This is a genomic window from Nitrobacter vulgaris (assembly GCF_002028545.1).
Lineage (GTDB): Bacteria > Pseudomonadota > Alphaproteobacteria > Rhizobiales > Xanthobacteraceae > Nitrobacter > Nitrobacter vulgaris.
The window spans coordinates 20,184-38,065 of the sequence record NZ_MWPQ01000002.1 but is presented as its reverse complement, the minus strand read 5'-3'; the positions used below and the strand labels follow the sequence as shown (position 1 = coordinate 38,065).

Genomic DNA, 17,882 nt, shown 5'->3' with positions numbered 1-17,882 from the left:
CGTCGCCCGATACTCTCAAGCCGCCGCACGCGCGGCGTGAATCAGCTTCAGCGCTTCAACCGGATCGAGCCGGCCATCGTAGAGCGCCCGTCCAGCAATGGCGCCCGCGAGCTTCTTCGCACGCGGCGCGAGCAGCGCCTTTACATCCACGATGGAGGCGAAGCCACCCGACGCAATCACCGGAATTGAAATGCTGTCGGCAAGCGCAATCGTGGCATCGAGGTTCAGGCCCTTCAGCAAGCCGTCCCTGGCAATGTCAGTGAAGATGATCGCCGCGATTCCAGCGTCCTCGAACCGTCGCGCGATGTCGAGTGCCGACACTTCCGACGTCTCGGCCCAGCCGTCCACCGCGACTTTGCCATCACGCGCGTCGAGACCGACCGCAACGCGTCCCGGAAACGCCCTGGCGGCTTCCTTGACCAGAACAGGATCGCGTACCGCGGCCGTGCCGATGATGACGCGCGCAACACCCTTGCCGAGCCAGGCTTCGACCGTTTTCAGATTCCGAATGCCGCCGCCGAGCTGAACCGGCAGGGCAACGGTTTTCAAGACCCGCTCAACCGCATCCGCATTCACGGGCTTACCGGCGAACGCGCCGTCGAGATCGACCACATGCAGATACTCGAAGCCTTGTGCGGCGAATGAGCGCGCCTGCTCCGCGGGATCAAGATTGAAAACGGTCGCGCGCGCCATATCGCCCTGCTCGAGGCGAACGCACTGACCGTTCTTGAGATCGATGGCGGGGAAGAGGATCACGGTTTCCATCTCAGGAAATTGGCGATTAGAGCCAGCCCGAATCGCTGGCTCTTTTCGGGATGAAACTGAGTGCCGACCGCGGTGTCCTTGCCGACGATCGCCGTCACCGGACCACCATAATCAGCGCGCGCGAGCACGTCGGTCTCGTTGGCGGCGTTCAGGTGGTAGGAGTGCACGAAATAGGCGTGACGGCCCTTCGGTCCCAATGGCAGACGCTCGAGCACCGGATGCTCCCGCACCGGATCAAGCGTATTCCAGCCCATGTGGGGAATCTTCAGTCTCTCGTCACGCGGCGAAATTTTCTCGACGTCACCGGCGATCCAGCCTAGCCCGTCCGTTGTCACGTGCTCCCTGCCCCGTGTCGCCATCAGCTGCATCCCGACGCAAATGCCCAAAAACGGACGCGCTTTATCGCGCACCGCCTCCGTCATGGCCTCCACCATGCCGTCGAGCGCATCAAGGCCCTTGCGGCAATCGGCGAACGCGCCGACGCCGGGCAGTACCACGCGATCGGCCCGGAACACCACATCCGGATCGCGCGTCACGATGATCTTTTCCGAACCTTCCATGTTGCGCGCCGCGCACTCAAATGCCTTGGCGGCCGAATGAAGATTACCGGAGCCATAGTCGATAATCGCGGCCGTCACCGCCTGAACCCGGGTTGAGGAAACAGGCCGACGATGTCGCCGCGCAGCGTCGACGGCGGATGGGAGTGGTCCGAAGCGCCTCGGGTCGGAGGCGGCGCGCCGCGATCGATCGCCAAGGGATCGAAATCCGCGCCCGGCATCGCTCGCCAGCGATCGAAAAAACGCCGCTCAGCGGCTTCCTCGTCGTCTGCGACAACGACGTCGAGCGGACGCCACTTTTGCCGCGACAACGTCCAGCGCCGCAAACTCGCCGCTTCCAATCCCATCAGCACGGCGATCACGGCCATCACCGCAATGCGTGTTCCCCCGCTGACGCGCAGCAGCGTCATCGTGGCTTCCACCGCGATCGACAGAACCAAATACCCACCGAGCGCCAACCAAAGTCGTTGGTAAAGCAGCCACAATGGACCGAACACAAAAGCCCCAAACGAAAAGCCATCGCGAACGAACACGAAATTGTCCGTGGTGCCGCGCACGTCTGGCCCGTCGACCGGTGGCGCATGGACTGTATAGACCGACATTGCACTCTCCGCTGACAACGGAACGGTCAGCCGCCGAGCTGACCCTTTGTTGATGGCACTTCGTCCGCAGCGCGCGGATCGATCGCTACCGCTGCACGAAGCGCTCGCGCCAGACCCTTGAAGCAGGATTCGGCGATATGATGGCTGTTCTCGCCATATAGCGTCTCCACGTGCAAAGTCACTCCCGCATTGACGGCAAAGGCATTGAACCATTCGCGCACCAGTTCGGTGTCGAACTCACCGATCTTGTCGCGGGGGAAATCGACCTTGAACACGAGCACCGGCCGGCCGGAGATATCGATCACGATCCGGGACAACGTTTCGTCCATTGGCATATAGACGCTGGCATACCGGCTGATGCCAACCATCGAGCCGAGCGCCTGCTTCACAGCCTGGCCCAGCGCGATGCCGACATCCTCCGTCGTGTGGTGGTAATCGACGTGGAGATCGCCGACGGCTTTGACCGTGATGTCGATCCGCGAATGGCGGGCGAGCAGATCCAGCATGTGGTCAAAAAAGCCGATGCCGGTTGCAACCTTCGACACACCGGAGCCATCGAGGTTGACCGCGACCTCGATGTCCGTTTCCTTGGTCTTGCGCTTGATGCTCGCCGTGCGCATGAAAAGCTCTCTGCCTCGCGCATGATCCGCCTCCGCCAGAGTGTAAGCGGTTGGGCAACAAGATCACGCGCCATCTAACGATCTGAGCGCGTCGGACACAAATCGATATCCACTCCTGCTGACCGCGCTCTGATAGAACGCGGCTCTTTTAACAGGCTCAGGTCCCCTTCGCTACTGCGGGATGATGCATTTTGCTAGTGTTCTTCGAGCATGGTGACTAGTGGAGGGATTTGACATTCGCCACCCATTTGCCGCGGGCACCGAGATGCGAATGTTGGAATCGGACCACTGGAACGGAATCCAACGCCGATTGCAACGCGGCGCGGCAATGCCTAAATCTGGCGGGTCATCAAGGGGTTCATATGCAAGCATCACAGCCGGAGGTGTGGCACGGCACCACGATCCTGACCGTCCGCAAGGGCGGCAAAGTGGTCATTGGCGGAGACGGTCAGGTGTCGATCGGACAGACCGTCATCAAATCCAACGCGAAGAAGGTCAGGAAGCTCGGAAAAGGCGACGTCATCGGCGGCTTCGCCGGCGCCACCGCCGATGCCTTCACCCTGTTCGAGCGGCTGGAAAGCAAGCTCGAACAGTATCCCGGCCAACTCACCCGCGCCGCCGTCGAACTCGCCAAGGACTGGCGAACCGATCGCTATCTGCGGCGGCTGGAAGCCATGATGCTCGTTGCCGACAAAGACGTCTCGCTGGTGCTGACCGGGACCGGAGACGTGCTGGAGCCCGAATCCGGCGTGATGGCGATCGGCTCTGGCGGGAATTACGCGCTTGCCGCCGCGAGGGCCCTGGTCGACTCCGACAACGACGCCGAGACCATTGTCCGCCGTTCTCTCGATATCGCCGCCGATATCTGCGTTTATACCAATCGAAACTTGACGGTCGAGATGCTGTCCACGGATTGAGCACGACGGCTCCTGCAGGAGGCTCTTGTCGGAGTATTCGTGACAACCGTCGTCGTGCCAATCTATCCAGCTCGGCGTCACTGGCAGGCCGGGCCGCCCATCATTTGACCGCTTGTTCCCCCAACGATCCAACATATCTTCGAGAACATGATGAACTTCTCTCCTCGCGAAATCGTCTCCGAACTCGACCGTTTCATAGTTGGCCAGACCGACGCCAAACGCGCCGTCTCCATCGCGTTGCGCAATCGCTGGCGGCGCCAGCAATTGACCGGACCACTGCGCGAGGAGGTGTTGCCGAAGAACATTTTGATGATCGGCCCGACCGGCGTCGGCAAGACGGAGATCGCGCGACGGCTGGCGAAGCTTGCAAACGCCCCCTTCCTCAAGGTGGAGGCCACGAAATTCACCGAAGTGGGATACGTCGGACGCGACGTCGAACAGATCGTCCGTGATCTCGTGGAAGTCGCGATCGGCCAGACCCGCGAGCGCAAGCGCAAGGATGTTCAAGCACGCGCACAGCTTGCCGCCGAGGAGCGCGTTCTGGACGCCTTGGTCGGCGCCAATTCGAGCGCCGCAACGCGTGATTCCTTTCGCAAGAAACTGCGGGCAGGTGAACTGAATGACAAGGAAATCGAGATCGAGACGCAATCATCCGGCGGAGCACCGATGTTCGAGATTCCCGGCATGCCGGGAGCACAGGTCGGTGCGATCTCGATCGGTGATATTTTCGGCAAGATGGGCGGACGAACCAAGACCCGAAGGCTGACCGTTTCTGACTCTCATGAAATCCTGATCAACGAGGAATCTGACAAGCTGCTCGATAGCGATCAGCTCACGCTGGAAGCGATCGCTGCGGTCGAAAATAACGGCATCGTGTTTCTCGACGAGATCGACAAGATCTGCGTGCGTGACGGGCGCAGCGGCGGCGACGTCTCGCGCGAAGGCGTGCAGCGCGACCTGCTGCCGCTGATCGAAGGAACGACGGTCTCGACCAAGCATGGCGCGGTGAAGACCGACCATATCCTGTTCATCGCGTCAGGCGCGTTTCATATTGCCAAGCCTTCCGATTTGCTCCCCGAATTGCAGGGCCGGCTGCCGATCCGCGTCGAACTGGAGGCCCTGACACGCAATGACTTGCGGCGCATCCTGACCGAGCCAGAGGCCTCGCTCATCAAACAATACGTCGCGTTGATGCAGACCGAAGAGGTCACGCTCGACATCACCGATGATGCCGTCGACGCACTCGCGGATATCGCGGTTGCGGTGAATTCAACCGTGGAGAACATCGGTGCGAGACGGTTGCAGACCGTCATGGAGCGGGTGCTCGACGACATCTCGTTCACGGCTCCTGACCGCAAAGGCGAGACGGTCCGCATCGACTCCGGATATGTCCAGAAGCATATCGGGGATCTGGCCAAGAATGCCGATTTGAGCAGGTTCATCCTCTAGAGTCTGTCACCGCGTCACGGAAACGCTGAAAGATTCTATTTTTTTGACGCGTTTTTTCCCGCGAACCGGATTCCATTTTTGGGTCAAGCCCAAGGACGTGCTTCGCTCGAAAACGCTATGGAGACTGATTCCGACATCAGACTCGAGCGCTGGCTTTTGATCGCACCTTTTGATCGCGGATGATCCAATCCCGAAAACCGGTTCGTTTTCGGGATTATGCTCTGACTCGGCGTCGCAACCGCACGTAAAGCGCGCCCTCGCCGCCATGGCCGGAGTGGGCCTCGTCGAAACCCACGACCAGCGAGCGAAACTCGGGGAGAGCAAGCCATTGCGGGACCTGCCGGCGCAGTACGCCCCGCTCGGAGTCCAGCCCCCTCGCGCGGCCCTTGCCGGTAATGACAAGCACGAAGGTGAGGCCATCGCCCGACGCGTTTTGTAAAAATTGCAGAAGGGCTCGATATGCCCGCGTTTGCGTCATGCCATGCAGGTCGATCCGGGCATCGATGTCTTTCCGCCCTCGTGACAATTGCGATCGCTCGCGGCGGGTGAGCGGCGCTGGCTGCGGGCTATTGAATCTGGCCGTTTTTTTGATTGAGCTTGATTCGGACCACGTCGCGGGGTTCGCAATCCTGGCGGACTTCACTTCAAGCCGGAGTTGCAATGGATCTGGCCGAGGCCGTTTGCGCAATGGCTTGGCTTGCCCCGCAACGCCTTCCCACAAACGGCGCTCTTCCTCCGTAAGTACGCGCTGGCGGTTTGGCCGCGCGGATGCGTCGGGCGACAAGCGTTTCATCGCGCCCAGCGATGCCAGCGGCGGCGGTAATGGGTGCGATGCCGCCGGTTGTGCATGGATCTGACCTCAGGCCGCGCCGAGGGCAGCGGGGTGGCGTTCGATGGTGCGGCTTTCGCCGCTGGCGTCGGAGCAGCCCCGGCTTGTTCACCCGCGGGAAAAGAAGAGGGCGCGGAGGTATGCGGGGTGTTGGCCGGCTTCTGATCCTTGGGCGGAAAAAGCTTTGCTATTCTTGCCGAGGGTCGTGTTTGCGGAAGCGGCATGGTTCTGGCGCGAGCGACCGGATCAAGGCTGTTCGGGACGAGCATGACGAAGTGCATATGGTGTCGCAGACGGCCCGACACCCGCCCCGCTTCCGAACCGGCGCCGAAGTAAAGGTCCGCGCGGGCCGGACCAACAATGGCAGAGCCTGTATCTTGCGCAATCATCAGTCGATGAAAAGGCGTTTTCGCCTGTTCGGATTCGATCGGCAACTCGCCTTCGATGAAGAAAGGCGTGCCATAGACATGCAGCGATTTGTCGACCGCAATCGACCTGCCCGGCGTCAAAGGCAGACCCTGTGCTCCGATCGCCTCGTCGTTGTCCGAGAGCTTCACCTCGTGAAAGAACACGTAGGAGCGGTTCTGACGGCGCAATTCCTTGGCGCCATCCGGGTTTTCATTCATCCACTGCCGGATGCGTTGCATCGACATCTGATCCTTCGGGACGATGCTGCGTTCGATCAGAATACGACCGACTGCGGTATATGGATATCCGTTATAGGAATCATAGTTGATGCGTAAGGTGGAGCCGTCCTCGAGCCGAACGCGCGCTGAGCCCTGGATTTGCGTGAAGAGCAGATCGGTCTGGCTCTTGAGCCAGCAGATTTCGAGGCCGCGGCCTTCGATCGCGCCATCCTCGATTTCGGCGCGATCGTAGTAGGGGACCAGCTTTCGGCGGCCAATCTTGCGATACACCGGCCCGCTGTTGGGCAGGCTCGGCGCGCTTTGCGTGAATCCCCGGACAAAAAGGTTCGAGGGGCGCCGGTAAACCGGGACGGTGTAGACATCCGTTCTGGCGCGCGACCCGTCGATGATTGGCTCGTAATAGCCGGTAACGAAACCGTCCGTTTCGCCGAGACGTGAAATGCGCACGGCCCGGAAATGGTTTTCGAAGAAGGCTTTCGCTTTGGCGTCGTCTGAGATGTTGGCCGTCTTCGCCGCTCGGCACGGCTCCCACAAGGTTGCGCCGAGCGCCTTCTGACTGACGGCCGTTATACGCCGCACAGTGACGGCGCGGCAGCTGGCGCGAAAAGCCTTGAACGCGTCAAGATGATTGTCGTTGTTCCAGCCAGCGATGCCAGCCCAGGAAACCGGCGAGTATTTACCATCAACGATCTCGAGCGGCCCGGCCGAACGATGATGGCTATCGTGAGCTTGGGCGGCGACAGGCGCAATCGCGGCGGCGACGCATAATCCGACCGCGCACCTTCTTAACCGATAGAAGTCAGCTGACGCTTCCGGTGCCAACCAGTTTCCAGTTCGGATCGCGCGACGAGATATCGCGGGCAAACGTCCAAACATCGGTAATATCGGAAATCTTCTCAGGGTTTCCGTCGACGATCACTCCGGTCCTGTCGCGGGTGACAGAAATCATCTGCGAAATGAAGCGGACCGTCAGTTGCTCGGCGCCGTCTCGCAATTCCGCACCGATCAACTCGGCTTTATCAATTGATACAAATCGCGTTTCGGTCTTCTGCTCGAGTCTCTCTCTATCCTTGATAGCCGCATCAAAGCTTTCATAGACATCCGACGACAGCAGGTCCTTCAAAGTCCGGCGATCCCCGTTGGCGAATGCCAGTACGATCATCTCATAGGCACTGCGTGCGCCGCTCAGGAAATGCCCGGGATCGAAGGAGGAATCCTGGGCTGCAATAGCATCGAGCCCTAAAGCGAGTGTCGTGCCCGGTTCAGCCAAATTCTTCCAGCGATCGGAATTTGGCCCCACATCGGCGGTGGGCGTCGCGGATGACTGATTGATCACGGTTCCCGGCACCGGAACGACGTTGTTGTCCTGGGTACCACGCAGGACTTCCCGCGTAGCATCGTAAGGCGGACGCTCACTTCCTGTCCGCTGCCCGAGAACACTGCGCAGACGCAGGAAAATAAAGACCGCCAGCGCCAGGAAAATGATGGTGTAAATATCCACGTCGTCTTCACTTTCTGATCGGCTAGGATCACGGCCTGCGAACAAACGTCCAGCCGTGGGCCAGGTTCGCATCGGACGGCCGGATTTATTTAAGTACGAAACATAGTCCGGCCAAGGGCGGATTTTAGCATAACGAGCGGACCAGGGAGGGTGCCTCCTTTGCCAAGTTGACCAAACATAGCGCGTTTCCGATCAAAGGGGAAAGTCCGATTGCAGGCAGAAAGCGCATTCCCTCAACAGTTTGAGGGCACGGGCGAAAGGCCTGTGGTGCGGCCGAGGGACGCCCCCGGGTTCACTGGCGCGTCCGCCGTCCTTGTGGACAGCGGCAGGCTTATGTTAGCCACTCGCCCCGACGCGGCACTTCGCTCTTCAAGCAGGCGCATCGTCTGACAAGTCGGCTTGAAGTTTTAGGAGAGAGAGATCCATGACCAACGGCAACGGCACGCCTCCCGAGGCAGCCCCTTCACCCCAATTGAACGTGCTGGCCCAGTACACCAAAGATTTCTCTTTCGAGAATCCCAACGCGCCCGCCTCCCTCGCGCCTCAGCAACAGCCTCCGTCGATCAGCGTTCAGATCAATGTGGGCGCCAGCAACGTGGCGGAGAACGACTATGAGGTGGTGCTTAAAGTCGAAGGCAAGGCTGAACATACCGGCAAGCTGATGTTCAGTTTCGAGCTCGCCTATGCGGGCGTGTTCCGAATCGTCAACGTCCCCCAGGAAAATCTTCACCCCCTGGTCATGATCGAATGCCCACGGCTGCTGTTCCCATTCGCTCGCGAAATTGTCGCCACAACCGTTCGTGGCGGCGGATTTCCGCCACTGATGCTCGACCCAATTGATTTTGTAAGCCTGTATCGACAAAACATGGAGCGTCAGGCCGCCGCCGCGGCGCAACAAAAGCCAAGCTAATCCACGGCGAGCGAGGCCGTCGCCCTTAAAGGCGATTCATATACGTGAATCAGACGCCATCCCGTTCCAGGACTGGATTCAGCTTTTCGGATTCCTGGGCCAGGAATTCTGTCCAGATCGCCTTCTCGCCGAGCGTAGCGACGAAATTCCGATGCGCAATGCGGTCGGCCTCGGTCACGCGCGAGGACAGCGGCACCGTTCGCTGACGTCTTGGCAGTTCCAAAGTTCCGCCGGATTGACGGGGCGTGGCTTCAGCCAGGATTAATTGCGACTGGCGCGCGCCAATGAGATCAATATAGACTTCCGCAAGCAGCTCGGCGTCCAGCAATGCGCCGTGTTTGGTTCGGCGGCTATTGTCGATGGCATAGCGCGAGCACAGGTCGTCCAGCCGGTTCGAGACGCCGGGATGTTTTCGACGCGCCATCAATAGCGTGTCTACCAACCGCTCGCGGCCGATCGCCTGCCTTTTGAGGCGATCAAGCTCGGCATTGATGAAGCTGATATCGAACGATGCGTTGTGAATGATCAGAGGCGCATCACCAATAAATTCCAGAAACTCATCAACGACGTGCGCAAACAGCGGTTTGTCGGCAAGGAATTCGCTCGACAGGCCATGTACCGCGAACGCCTCTTGTGGCATATCGCGTTCCGGATTGATGTAACGGTGGAACGTTTGCCCCGTCGGCATGCGGTTGAATATCTCAACGCAACCGAGCTCAACCAGACGATCGCCTCGCAGCGGATCCAGGCCGGTGGTTTCGGTATCGAGAACGATTTCGCGCATGCGCTTTCGTGATATTAGAGCGTTTTCCAGCGAAGTGAATGTCAGTTCGCGTGAAGAAAACGCGTCAAATCAAAATCATAGTGCTCGCTTCTGATTCCCTCAGAAGCGGACCGGCTCAGGAGAATCAGAGCCGCCGCCGCGGCATCTTAGCAGCTGCTGCCAAGATTTCCCGGATTTGCGCGCGCACGTGATCAAGACCGTGCGAGGTATCCACTACGAAATCCGCCCGCGTGCGCTTTTCGGCATCCGGCAACTGCCGGGCAAGGATTGCTTCCAGCTTTTCGCTCGTCATGTTGTTGCGAGCCATGATGCGCTTGCGCTGAATGTCAGGCGTTGTCGTGACGACAACGACCGCGTCGACATCCTGCTCGCCGCCGGTTTCAAACAGCAACGGCACATCAACCACCGCTACCGCTGCACCTGACCGCTCAGCCTGCTCGAGAAACGCGCGACGGTAGACATGCAGCATGGGGTGCACGATCTCCTCAAGCCGCTTCATGGCTGCGGTATCGTGCACGACCTTTGCCGACAATTTCTCACGGTCGACTTTGCCGTCGACGGTCGTGCCGGGAAACGTGGCCTCAATCACCGGGGCCGCCTCTCCTTCATAGATGGCGTGAACGGCCGCGTCCGCATCGTAAACCGGAATCCCCGCTTCTGAAAAAAGTCGGGCGGTGGTCGATTTCCCCATTCCGATCGAGCCGGTCAGCCCAAGCACCAGCATATCCGAACATCCGCTGTTACAGCGATAGCAACTCTTGAGAGCGCAGAAAAGCAAGCAGCGGCAACAGCGGCAAGCCTAGAATGGTGAAATGATCTCCTTCGATCAGGCTAAATAGATGGATGCCGAGGCTTTCGAGCTGATAGGCGCCGACACTGGAGGAAGCCGCATCGCCAGCCGCGTCCAGATACACTCTGATCGTGTCCTCGCTCAGTTCCCGCATCGTCATCCGCGCGACTGAGACATTTTCAAACAGCGGCTTACCATCGCGCACGACCGAGACGCCGGCGTGCAAAAGATGAGTCCGCCCAGAAAGCGCACGCAGATGTGCGGCCGCCCCCGCGCGCCCGACCGGCTTGTTGAACAGACAGCCATCGCATTCGAGCGTCTGATCCGCCCCGATGACGTAGCGGCCGGGCGAGCGCAACGAAACGTCACGTGCTTTTTCACAGGCCAAACGGGCCGCGATCTCACCGGCGGTCGTGAGGCCGGAACTTTGCTGGACGGTTCGCTCGTCGATCGCAGCCGGGACTGTCTCGAATGACAGACCTGCATTGGCGAGCAATAGTTGTCGCACCCGGCTTTGCGACGCCAGTATCAGGGGTTTTGATTCGCGCCATATCGCCATTTCCGGCCTACCCCGGACCACGCTGCCGGCGCCTGTCGGCAAACAGCTTCATGATCGCCGCGGCCGTCTCCTCGATCGACCGGCGAGTGACATCCAGTTGAGCCCAGTCGTGTTTCATACTCAGGCGGCGGGCGTGGATCACTTCGTCCGTAACAGATTGGCGATCGATATAGGCCTCATTGCCTGGTCCTGCCCCGATGCTCAACAACCGGTTCTGCCGGACCTGAATCAGGCGCTCGGGTGTTGCATGAAGACTGACAACCAAGGGGTTCTTCAACGATTCGAGTTGACGTGGAATCGCGATGCCCGGCACTAGCGGAACGTTCGCAGTGCGGATGCCGCGGTTGGCAAGGTAGACCGACGTTGGTGTCTTCGAGGTGCGCGACACACCGACCAAAACAACGTCCGCCTCCTCCAGACCTTCGACGTGCTGCCCATCGTCATGCATCATCGTGTAGTTCAAGGCGTCGATACGCTTGAAATAGTCCGCGTTCAGCGTGTGTTGGGCACCAACGCGGCCGGTCGTATCAGCGCCAAGGTAGGCCTGAAACAGCTGCATGACCGGGCCGATAATCGAAAGGCTTGGACTGTTAATCGCCTGGCACTTGGCCTCGAGGCGCGCCACCAGATCCTTTTCCAGCAGTGTGAACAGAACGATTCCCGGCGCTTCCTCGATTTCCGCAAGAATGCGATCGAGCTGCTTCTGGCTGCGAACCATAGGGTAGACGTGTTCGATAGGCGTGACATCGGCATATTGGGCGGCCACCGCGCGTGAAACGGTGATCAGCGTCTCGCCAGTCGAATCGGAGACAAGATGAAGATGAAAATCGCGGCCGGTCACGGGTGCCATGGACCTGCATACCCTGTGTATCGTTGTGGAGACCTAGCCGCAATTTCGCTTATTCTGCGACAGCTACGGGATAACCTTGATTTTTCTTCACAGGTCTCCTGAAGGCAAAACTCTGTCCGCCGTCTCGGAAGATAGTAGGGCTGTGTGGACTTGTCTCTTGATAATCACGTACGAATGCGGGGTAAGTACCTGGCTCCACGATGATCTTTTGATTGATCGTGAATGCCTCGGAATCTCGTGCCTATGTGGGCAAGGTACGGAAAAGACGGGGACGACATTGTGTTCGCCCAATTCACCGTCACTTAAACTCAAACTGAAGAATCTTAAGATTTTCTTTAGAAAGAGTCGCTTGCGGATATCGCTCCGATTCTGGCAGGTACTGGACGCGCGGCAGATCGTAAGACCGAGACCTGAACGAGACGATCGATGTACGAATGGATCAAAGCCTTTCATGTCATTGCGATCATTTCCTGGATGGCGGGAATGCTTTATCTGCCGCGGCTGTTTATCTATCACTGCGATGCGGAGATCGGCTCGAAGCAATCCGAGACGTTCAAGATCATGGAGCGCAGGCTCTTCAAGGCCATCATCAATCCGGCGATGATGGTGGCTTGGGGACTCGGTCTTTATATGATGTGGGAGCGTCAGTGGTATTCGGTCGGCTGGTTTCAGGGTAAATTGGCGCTCGTCATCCTGATGTCCGCCGTTCACGGCTATTTCGCCCGCCGCGTGCGCGATTTCGCGGCCGACCGCAATGTGATGAGTCAGAAATTCTATCGTATTATCAATGAGGTTGTAACAGCCCTCATGATAGGCATCGTTATTCTGGTCATCGTCAAGCCATCTTAGGCCGGAAAACGACCGGCAAGAGTCTGTCAGCACCTCCTTGCGCGGAGGCAATCAATTTTCTATATTGTGCGCATCCCACCCTACGCAGGCGGATGTGGTCGCGTCCCGGTTTCTAAATCGAACCGGTCGCCACGTCAGGTTTGAAGCCTTTCGGTGCCCTTCCTCGCTCGAGGTTTTTCCCGGTACGGGCAGGACTGCGGACTTTTCTTTCGGTCGTCGTCCGCATCTTCACGAAACCGCCTGGCAATCCTCCTCAAGCATTCCACAGGACTTCTCCCAATGCGGGAAATGAAACTTCAAGACCTCAAAGCCAAGACTCCAGCTGAACTCGTCTCGTTTGCGGAAGAGCTTGGGGTTGAAAATGCCAGCACCATGCGCAAGCAGGAGCTGATGTTCGCGATTCTGAAGCAGCTTGCCATCCAGGAAACCGATATCATCGGCGAGGGTGTCGTTGAGGTGCTCTCGGACGGCTTCGGCTTCCTGCGCTCGCCGGACGCTAACTATCTGCCTGGTCCGGACGATATCTATGTTTCGCCATCGCAGATTCGCCGCTTCGGTCTGCGAACCGGAGATACCATTGAAGGGCACATTCGTAGCCCCAAGGAGGGCGAGCGCTACTTTGCGTTGTTGAAAGTCAACACGCTCAATTTCGAGGATCCCGAGAAGTCCAAGCACAAGGTCAACTTTGACAACCTGACGCCTTTGTTCCCCGATCAGCGGTTCCGGCTCGAGCTGGAAGATCCCACTCGTAAGGATCTGTCGGCGCGGGTTATCGATATCGTCGCTCCGATCGGCAAGGGTCAGCGCGCCCTGATCGTGGCGCCGCCACGGACCGGCAAGACCGTGCTGATGCAGAACATCGCGCACTCCATCACCGCCAATCATCCCGAATGCTATCTGATCGTTCTTCTGATCGATGAACGTCCCGAGGAAGTCACCGACATGCAACGCTCGGTGAAAGGCGAAGTCGTGTCTTCCACTTTCGACGAACCGGCGGTGCGCCATGTCCAGGTTGCCGAGATGGTGATCGAAAAGGCCAAGCGTCTGGTCGAACACGGTCGCGACGTCGTTATCCTGCTCGATTCGATCACGCGTCTGGGCCGCGCCTACAACACCGTGGTGCCCTCCTCCGGCAAGGTGTTGACAGGCGGCGTCGATGCTAACGCCTTGCAGCGGCCAAAGCGGTTCTTCGGCGCAGCGCGCAACATCGAGGAAGGCGGCTCACTGACCATCATCGCTACCGCGCTGGTCGATACCGGAAGCCGTATGGACGAAGTGATCTTCGAAGAGTTCAAGGGTACCGGCAATTCGGAGCTGATCCTCGACCGCAAGGTCGCCGACAAGCGAACCTTCCCGGCGATCGACATCGCCCGCTCCGGGACGCGCAAGGAAGAGCTGATCACCGATCCGCAACTGCTCAAGAAGATGTATGTGCTGCGGCGCATCCTCAACCCGATGGGTACCATGGATGCGATCGAGTTCCTGCTCGACAAGCTGCGCAACACTAAGAACAACGGTGAGTTCTTTGAGTCGATGAATACTTGATCATTCGGGCTTGGGTGCGCGGCTCTCGCGCAAGCGAAAGTGTTTGGCTTCTCAACCCGCTTTCGAGTCTCCTAGAGCATTATTGCTTCTGATTGAATCAGAAGCGAAGCTCTGGATTATCGTTTTGACGTGGTTCCTTCACGCGAACCGGTCACCACTTCGCTCGAAACGCTATAAAATCCCGCTAAGGGCCTCGGGATGGGTCAACGGCAGCGAGCAGGACTGACCGCGGCAGATGAAAGCGGCGCTTTGCGTCACCGCCGTAATCTTTGCTCGCGCCGAATGATCCTGCGGCAGCGCATCGGCATGCGGCGCGTGCAGCACGATGCTTGTCGCGTGCGGCAGTTTTCGTGCGGCGCTGAGCAACGCGTCGGCTTGTGCGCCCTCGCCGACCACGACGATCTCCGCGCCGCTGAGGCGAAGATCAAGCGCATTCATGAGCGACAGCTGGCCAAAGCCGTTCTCGGTCGCGCTCGGCAGCAAGGCAGCGAAGAGGTTATCGATGCAGTCGCGCCATTTTGTGGCGCCGGTCAGCGCGGCGAGCCGTACCAGGTTTTGCGCGATTAGTCCGTCGTGGTTGGGGATGGCGTCATCGGCCGTCGAATGCGGCCGCACGATCAGCCCTTCGGCGTCGTCGGCCGTTAGGTAATAGCCGCCATGGTCGACATCGGCGTAGTGCGTGTCCAACGTGGATTGCCAGCGTAACGCCTGCGCAAGATATGCGTTGTCGCCGGTCGCTTCGAACAGAGCGAGCGCGGCGCGTCCCATCGCGGCATAGTCGGACGCGAGCGCCGGAATCAAAAGCCTTCCCTCGCGCCAGGAATGTCCAAGCCGCCCGTTGCGGGTCATGTTGGTCCGAACGAACTCGAACGCCGTTCGCGCGGTTTGCAGCCAGTCAGGCTTGTCGAAGACGCAAGCGGCGTGAACGAGAGCGGCGATCATCAAGCCGTTCCAGTCGGCGAGAACTTTATCATCGAGTCCCGGACGAACCCGGCTTTCCCGGTGCGCCAGTAGCTTTTCGCGCAGCGCCCGCATGTGAGCGATGTCGTCGCTGGCCACATCGATGCTTCTGAGGCGGTTGGGAATATTGTGACCTTCGAAATTGCCGTTTGCGGTGATGTCATAGCGCGCGGCAAAATCGGCGGCGTCGGCAGGGCCGAGCACCTCATTGACCTCTTTCAGAGACCAAACGTAGAACTTGCCCTCCTCGCCTTCGGTGTCCGCATCGAGTGAAGAGGCAAAACCGCCCTCGGCCGCCAGCATTTCCCGGCGCAGCCAATCGACCGTCTCGATCGCGCGTTCGCGGTACAACTGATTATTGCTACGTGCATAGTCGAGCGCGAGCAGATCAAGGATCTGTGCGTTGTCGTAAAGCATCTTCTCGAAGTGCGGCACCAGCCATCTGTTGTCGACCGAATAGCGTGCATAGCCGCCGCCAAGGTGATCGTAGATACCGCCCTGGCTCATTCGGGTCAGGGTCAGCGTTGTGGCCGAGAAGAAGCGGTCGTCGTGGGTGCGCGCACCGGCGCGCCAGAGAAATTCCAGCACCGAACACTGCGGGAATTTTGGTGCGCCCTGCAGGCCGCCGTGCACCGGGTCGGTTGAACGTGTGATGGCGACGGCTGCGTTATTGAGTTCGGCAACGCCGAGATTGGCCGGGTTTTTCGACTTGGCGCGTTCGGAAAGCCGTGCGATCAGCGCGTCGCGGTTGCGCGAGATTTTATCAGGCTGATCGCGAAAGACCTGCGCCACCGATTGTAGAACGTCGGTGAATGCCGGGCGGCCGAAGTCCGGTAGCTTCGGAAAATAGGTGCCGCCCCAAAACGGCGATCCATCGGGCAACAGGAACATCGTCAGCGGCCAGCCGCCCTGCTCGCCGAGATGGTGCAGCGCGCTCATGTAGATCTGATCGATATCAGGCCGCTCCTCGCGATCGACCTTGATGCAGACGAACAGTTCGTTCATCACTGCGGCGACCTCGTCGTCTTCGAAGCTTTCGTGCGCCATGACATGGCACCAGTGACAGGCTGCGTAACCGATTGAGAGCAGGATCGGACGGTTGCTGCGCTGCGCCTCAGTGAGCGCCTCGGGTCCCCAGGGCCACCAATCGACGGGATTGTGCTTGTGCTGCAGCAGGTAGGGACTGGTTTCCGCGGCCAGACGGTTCTCTGGGCGGTCTGACCCCGTAGCGACGTGATTCATATCGGAGTGCCCTTCTGCGAATCTGCGATAGCGGAAAACGTACGGCGGGGTTCGTTGCAATTGCTTTGAAGTTCAGATCATCGAAGTAGTCCAAGACATAAGTCATGCATCCGCGAGAACAAACGATCTTTGCGCTGTCGTCGGGCCGGCCGACGTCGGCGATCGCTGTTGTGCGTGTGTCCGGCCCAGAGGCTGGCACCGCACTTCGAGACATCGCAGGTGCAGTTCCCGTTGCGCGTATGGCGACGCGCGTATTGCTGCGCGACCGGGCCGGTGAAGCAATTGATGATGCTATTATCTTGTGGTTCCCCTCGCCTGCGAGCGCAACCGGTGAAGACGTTGCGGAGTTTCACATTCACGGTGGCCGAGCCGTGCTGAATGCCTTGTTCGCGGCGTTGTCGTCGATCGACAATACGAGAACTGCGGAACCGGGAGAGTTTACCCGGCGCTCCTTCGAGAATGGCAAGATTGATCTCACTGAAGCCGAAGGTCTCGATGATCTGGTTCATGCCGACACCGACCGGCAGCGCCGTCAGGCCTTGCGTCAGTTGCAGGGCCTGCTTGGCGATCGCGCGCGAGGTTGGCGCAAGGAGCTGATCGATGCCTCGGCCCTGATCGAAGCCGGAATCGATTTCGTCGATGAAGGCGATGTACCGGAAGACCTGCTGAAACCGGCGCTGGAGAAGATCGCGCAGCTCCGTCGCGAGATCGAACAAACCCTTGCGACATCAGTACAGAGTGAACGCCTGCGCGACGGTCTGACGGTCGCGATCGCCGGTCCGCCGAATGCCGGCAAGTCGACGCTGCTCAATCGTCTTGCCCGTCGCGAAGCGGCGATCGTGTCGCCGCACGCGGGAACGACGCGTGACATCATCGAAGTCTATCTCGATCTCGATGGCTATCCGGTGACGCTCATCGACACGGCCGGCATTCGCGAGACGGACGATCCCGTCGAGCAGGAGGGCGTGCGGCGGGCCCGCGACCGGGCGGCGTCGGCCGATCTGGTGCTGTGGCTTTCGGCCGATCACAGCGCCGAGCCGGATGGATCAATTGTCAACGGAGACGTTTCACTCTGGCTGATACGAAACAAGATCGACCTTTCTAACCCGGAGAACGGTGGGGCGAACCTGGGGCAGGTCGAAACCAAAATGGAGCAACGCGCCCCGACGCGGCAATTTCGCATTTCGGCGGCGCGGGGTGATGGCGTCGATGAACTGGTGGCCGCGCTCACGGCTTTCGCGGGCATCTGGCTTGGACGGGGTGAGACGGGCGCAATCACGCGATTGCGGCATCGCAGCATATTGCGGGATGCTGCAGCATCGCTTGTAAAGGCAGAGGCGCTGGCCGGTCGGGGCGACGAACTTGTCGCCGAGGAGGTGCGAATTGCAGTTCATTTTATCGGGCGGCTGCTTGGTCGTGTCGATATAGACGATATTCTTGATTCACTCTTTTTAGAATTCTGCGTCGGTAAATAGTGAATAATATTTCATTTCTTAGTGCAAGATC

18 protein-coding genes are annotated in these 17,882 nt (G+C 59.3%); 6 read left to right on the top strand and 12 right to left on the bottom strand.

The window, feature by feature from the left end:
- Positions 1-15: 15 nt before the first annotated feature.
- From hisA to hisB, 4 genes are read right to left on the bottom strand one after another with little or no spacing between them, the layout of a single operon-like run.
- Positions 16-765, bottom strand: a complete 750-nt coding sequence (hisA, locus tag B2M20_RS00630; RefSeq protein WP_079445178.1) for a 1-(5-phosphoribosyl)-5-[(5-phosphoribosylamino)methylideneamino]imidazole-4-carboxamide isomerase — start codon at positions 763-765, stop codon at positions 16-18.
- On the bottom strand, positions 753-1,403 hold the full coding sequence (hisH, locus tag B2M20_RS00625; protein ID WP_079445177.1) for an imidazole glycerol phosphate synthase subunit HisH: 651 nt from the start codon (positions 1,401-1,403) through the stop codon (positions 753-755). Before hisH ends, hisA begins: the two co-directional genes overlap by 13 nt.
- Positions 1,400-1,924: a DUF2628 domain-containing protein gene (locus tag B2M20_RS00620; RefSeq protein ID WP_079445176.1), complete on the bottom strand. Its 525-nt coding sequence runs from the start codon at positions 1,922-1,924 to the stop codon at positions 1,400-1,402. The genes hisH and B2M20_RS00620 overlap by 4 nt, the downstream gene beginning before the upstream one ends.
- A 26-nt stretch (positions 1,925-1,950) precedes the next feature.
- Positions 1,951-2,544: an imidazoleglycerol-phosphate dehydratase HisB gene (hisB, locus tag B2M20_RS00615; RefSeq protein ID WP_079445175.1), complete on the bottom strand. Its 594-nt coding sequence runs from the start codon at positions 2,542-2,544 to the stop codon at positions 1,951-1,953.
- A gap of 362 nt (positions 2,545-2,906) precedes the next feature.
- Between hisB and hslV the strand changes: the two genes are divergently transcribed.
- Both hslV and hslU read left to right on the top strand, forming a co-directional pair.
- Positions 2,907-3,461, top strand: coding sequence for an ATP-dependent protease subunit HslV (hslV, locus tag B2M20_RS00610; RefSeq protein ID WP_079445174.1), 555 nt, complete (start codon positions 2,907-2,909; stop codon positions 3,459-3,461).
- 147 nt (positions 3,462-3,608) lie between these two features.
- Positions 3,609-4,910 carry an ATP-dependent protease ATPase subunit HslU gene (gene hslU / locus B2M20_RS00605; RefSeq protein WP_079445173.1) on the top strand — a complete coding sequence of 434 codons (1,302 nt, stop codon included), beginning with the start codon at positions 3,609-3,611 and terminating at the stop codon, positions 4,908-4,910.
- Positions 4,911-5,124: 214 nt separating this feature from the next.
- Here the strand turns inward: hslU and B2M20_RS00600 are convergent, their stop codons facing one another.
- From B2M20_RS00600 to B2M20_RS00590, 3 genes are read right to left on the bottom strand one after another with little or no spacing between them, the layout of a single operon-like run.
- Entirely contained in the window at positions 5,125-5,703 is a 579-nt protein-coding gene (locus tag B2M20_RS00600; protein WP_079445172.1) for a Smr/MutS family protein, read from the bottom strand.
- Positions 5,700-7,208, bottom strand: coding sequence for a murein transglycosylase A (mltA, locus tag B2M20_RS00595; RefSeq protein WP_244553365.1), 1,509 nt, complete (start codon positions 7,206-7,208; stop codon positions 5,700-5,702). Before mltA ends, B2M20_RS00600 begins: the two co-directional genes overlap by 4 nt.
- On the bottom strand, positions 7,186-7,887 hold the full coding sequence (locus B2M20_RS00590; protein WP_079445170.1) for a Tim44/TimA family putative adaptor protein: 702 nt from the start codon (positions 7,885-7,887) through the stop codon (positions 7,186-7,188). The genes mltA and B2M20_RS00590 overlap by 23 nt, the downstream gene beginning before the upstream one ends.
- Positions 7,888-8,311: 424 nt before the next feature.
- Between B2M20_RS00590 and secB the strand changes: the two genes are divergently transcribed.
- Positions 8,312-8,797: a protein-export chaperone SecB gene (secB, locus tag B2M20_RS00585; protein ID WP_079445169.1), complete on the top strand. Its 486-nt coding sequence runs from the start codon at positions 8,312-8,314 to the stop codon at positions 8,795-8,797.
- Between the two features lie 49 nt (positions 8,798-8,846).
- On the opposite strand, the gene dnaQ is transcribed toward secB, so the two are convergent.
- The 4 genes from dnaQ to B2M20_RS00565 all read right to left on the bottom strand — a co-directional run bounded on the left by dnaQ (position 8,847) and on the right by B2M20_RS00565 (position 11,780).
- Positions 8,847-9,581, bottom strand: a complete 735-nt coding sequence (gene dnaQ / locus B2M20_RS00580) for a DNA polymerase III subunit epsilon (protein WP_079445168.1) — start codon at positions 9,579-9,581, stop codon at positions 8,847-8,849.
- A gap of 124 nt (positions 9,582-9,705) precedes the next feature.
- A complete protein-coding gene (coaE, locus tag B2M20_RS00575; protein WP_079445167.1) occupies positions 9,706-10,305 on the bottom strand; it encodes a dephospho-CoA kinase in 600 nt (199 codons plus the stop codon).
- A 16-nt stretch (positions 10,306-10,321) separates the two neighbouring features.
- A complete protein-coding gene (locus B2M20_RS00570) occupies positions 10,322-10,930 on the bottom strand; it encodes a Maf family protein (protein ID WP_079445188.1) in 609 nt (202 codons plus the stop codon).
- A gap of 7 nt (positions 10,931-10,937) precedes the next feature.
- Positions 10,938-11,780, bottom strand: a complete 843-nt coding sequence (locus B2M20_RS00565; RefSeq protein ID WP_079445166.1) for a pyruvate, water dikinase regulatory protein — start codon at positions 11,778-11,780, stop codon at positions 10,938-10,940.
- Positions 11,781-12,206: 426 nt separating this feature from the next.
- Between B2M20_RS00565 and hemJ the strand changes: the two genes are divergently transcribed.
- Together hemJ and rho are read left to right on the top strand one after the other, a co-directional pair.
- Positions 12,207-12,629 (top strand): protoporphyrinogen oxidase HemJ, encoded by a 423-nt coding sequence (gene hemJ, locus B2M20_RS00560; protein ID WP_079445165.1) that lies wholly within the window; start codon positions 12,207-12,209, stop codon positions 12,627-12,629.
- 279 nt (positions 12,630-12,908) lie between these two features.
- Positions 12,909-14,174 (top strand): transcription termination factor Rho, encoded by a 1,266-nt coding sequence (rho, locus tag B2M20_RS00555; RefSeq protein ID WP_009796565.1) that lies wholly within the window; start codon positions 12,909-12,911, stop codon positions 14,172-14,174.
- Positions 14,175-14,345: 171 nt separating this feature from the next.
- Here rho and B2M20_RS00550 read toward each other — a convergent pair whose 3' ends face one another.
- On the bottom strand, positions 14,346-16,376 hold the full coding sequence (locus tag B2M20_RS00550; protein WP_079445164.1) for a thioredoxin domain-containing protein: 2,031 nt from the start codon (positions 16,374-16,376) through the stop codon (positions 14,346-14,348).
- Positions 16,377-16,480: 104 nt separating this feature from the next.
- Here B2M20_RS00550 and mnmE point away from each other — a divergent pair, with 104 nt between their 5' ends.
- The gene (gene mnmE, locus B2M20_RS00545; protein ID WP_079445163.1) at positions 16,481-17,851 is read left to right on the top strand and encodes a tRNA uridine-5-carboxymethylaminomethyl(34) synthesis GTPase MnmE; all 1,371 of its coding nucleotides are present in this window, start codon (positions 16,481-16,483) and stop codon (positions 17,849-17,851) included.
- Positions 17,852-17,882 lie beyond the last annotated feature (31 nt).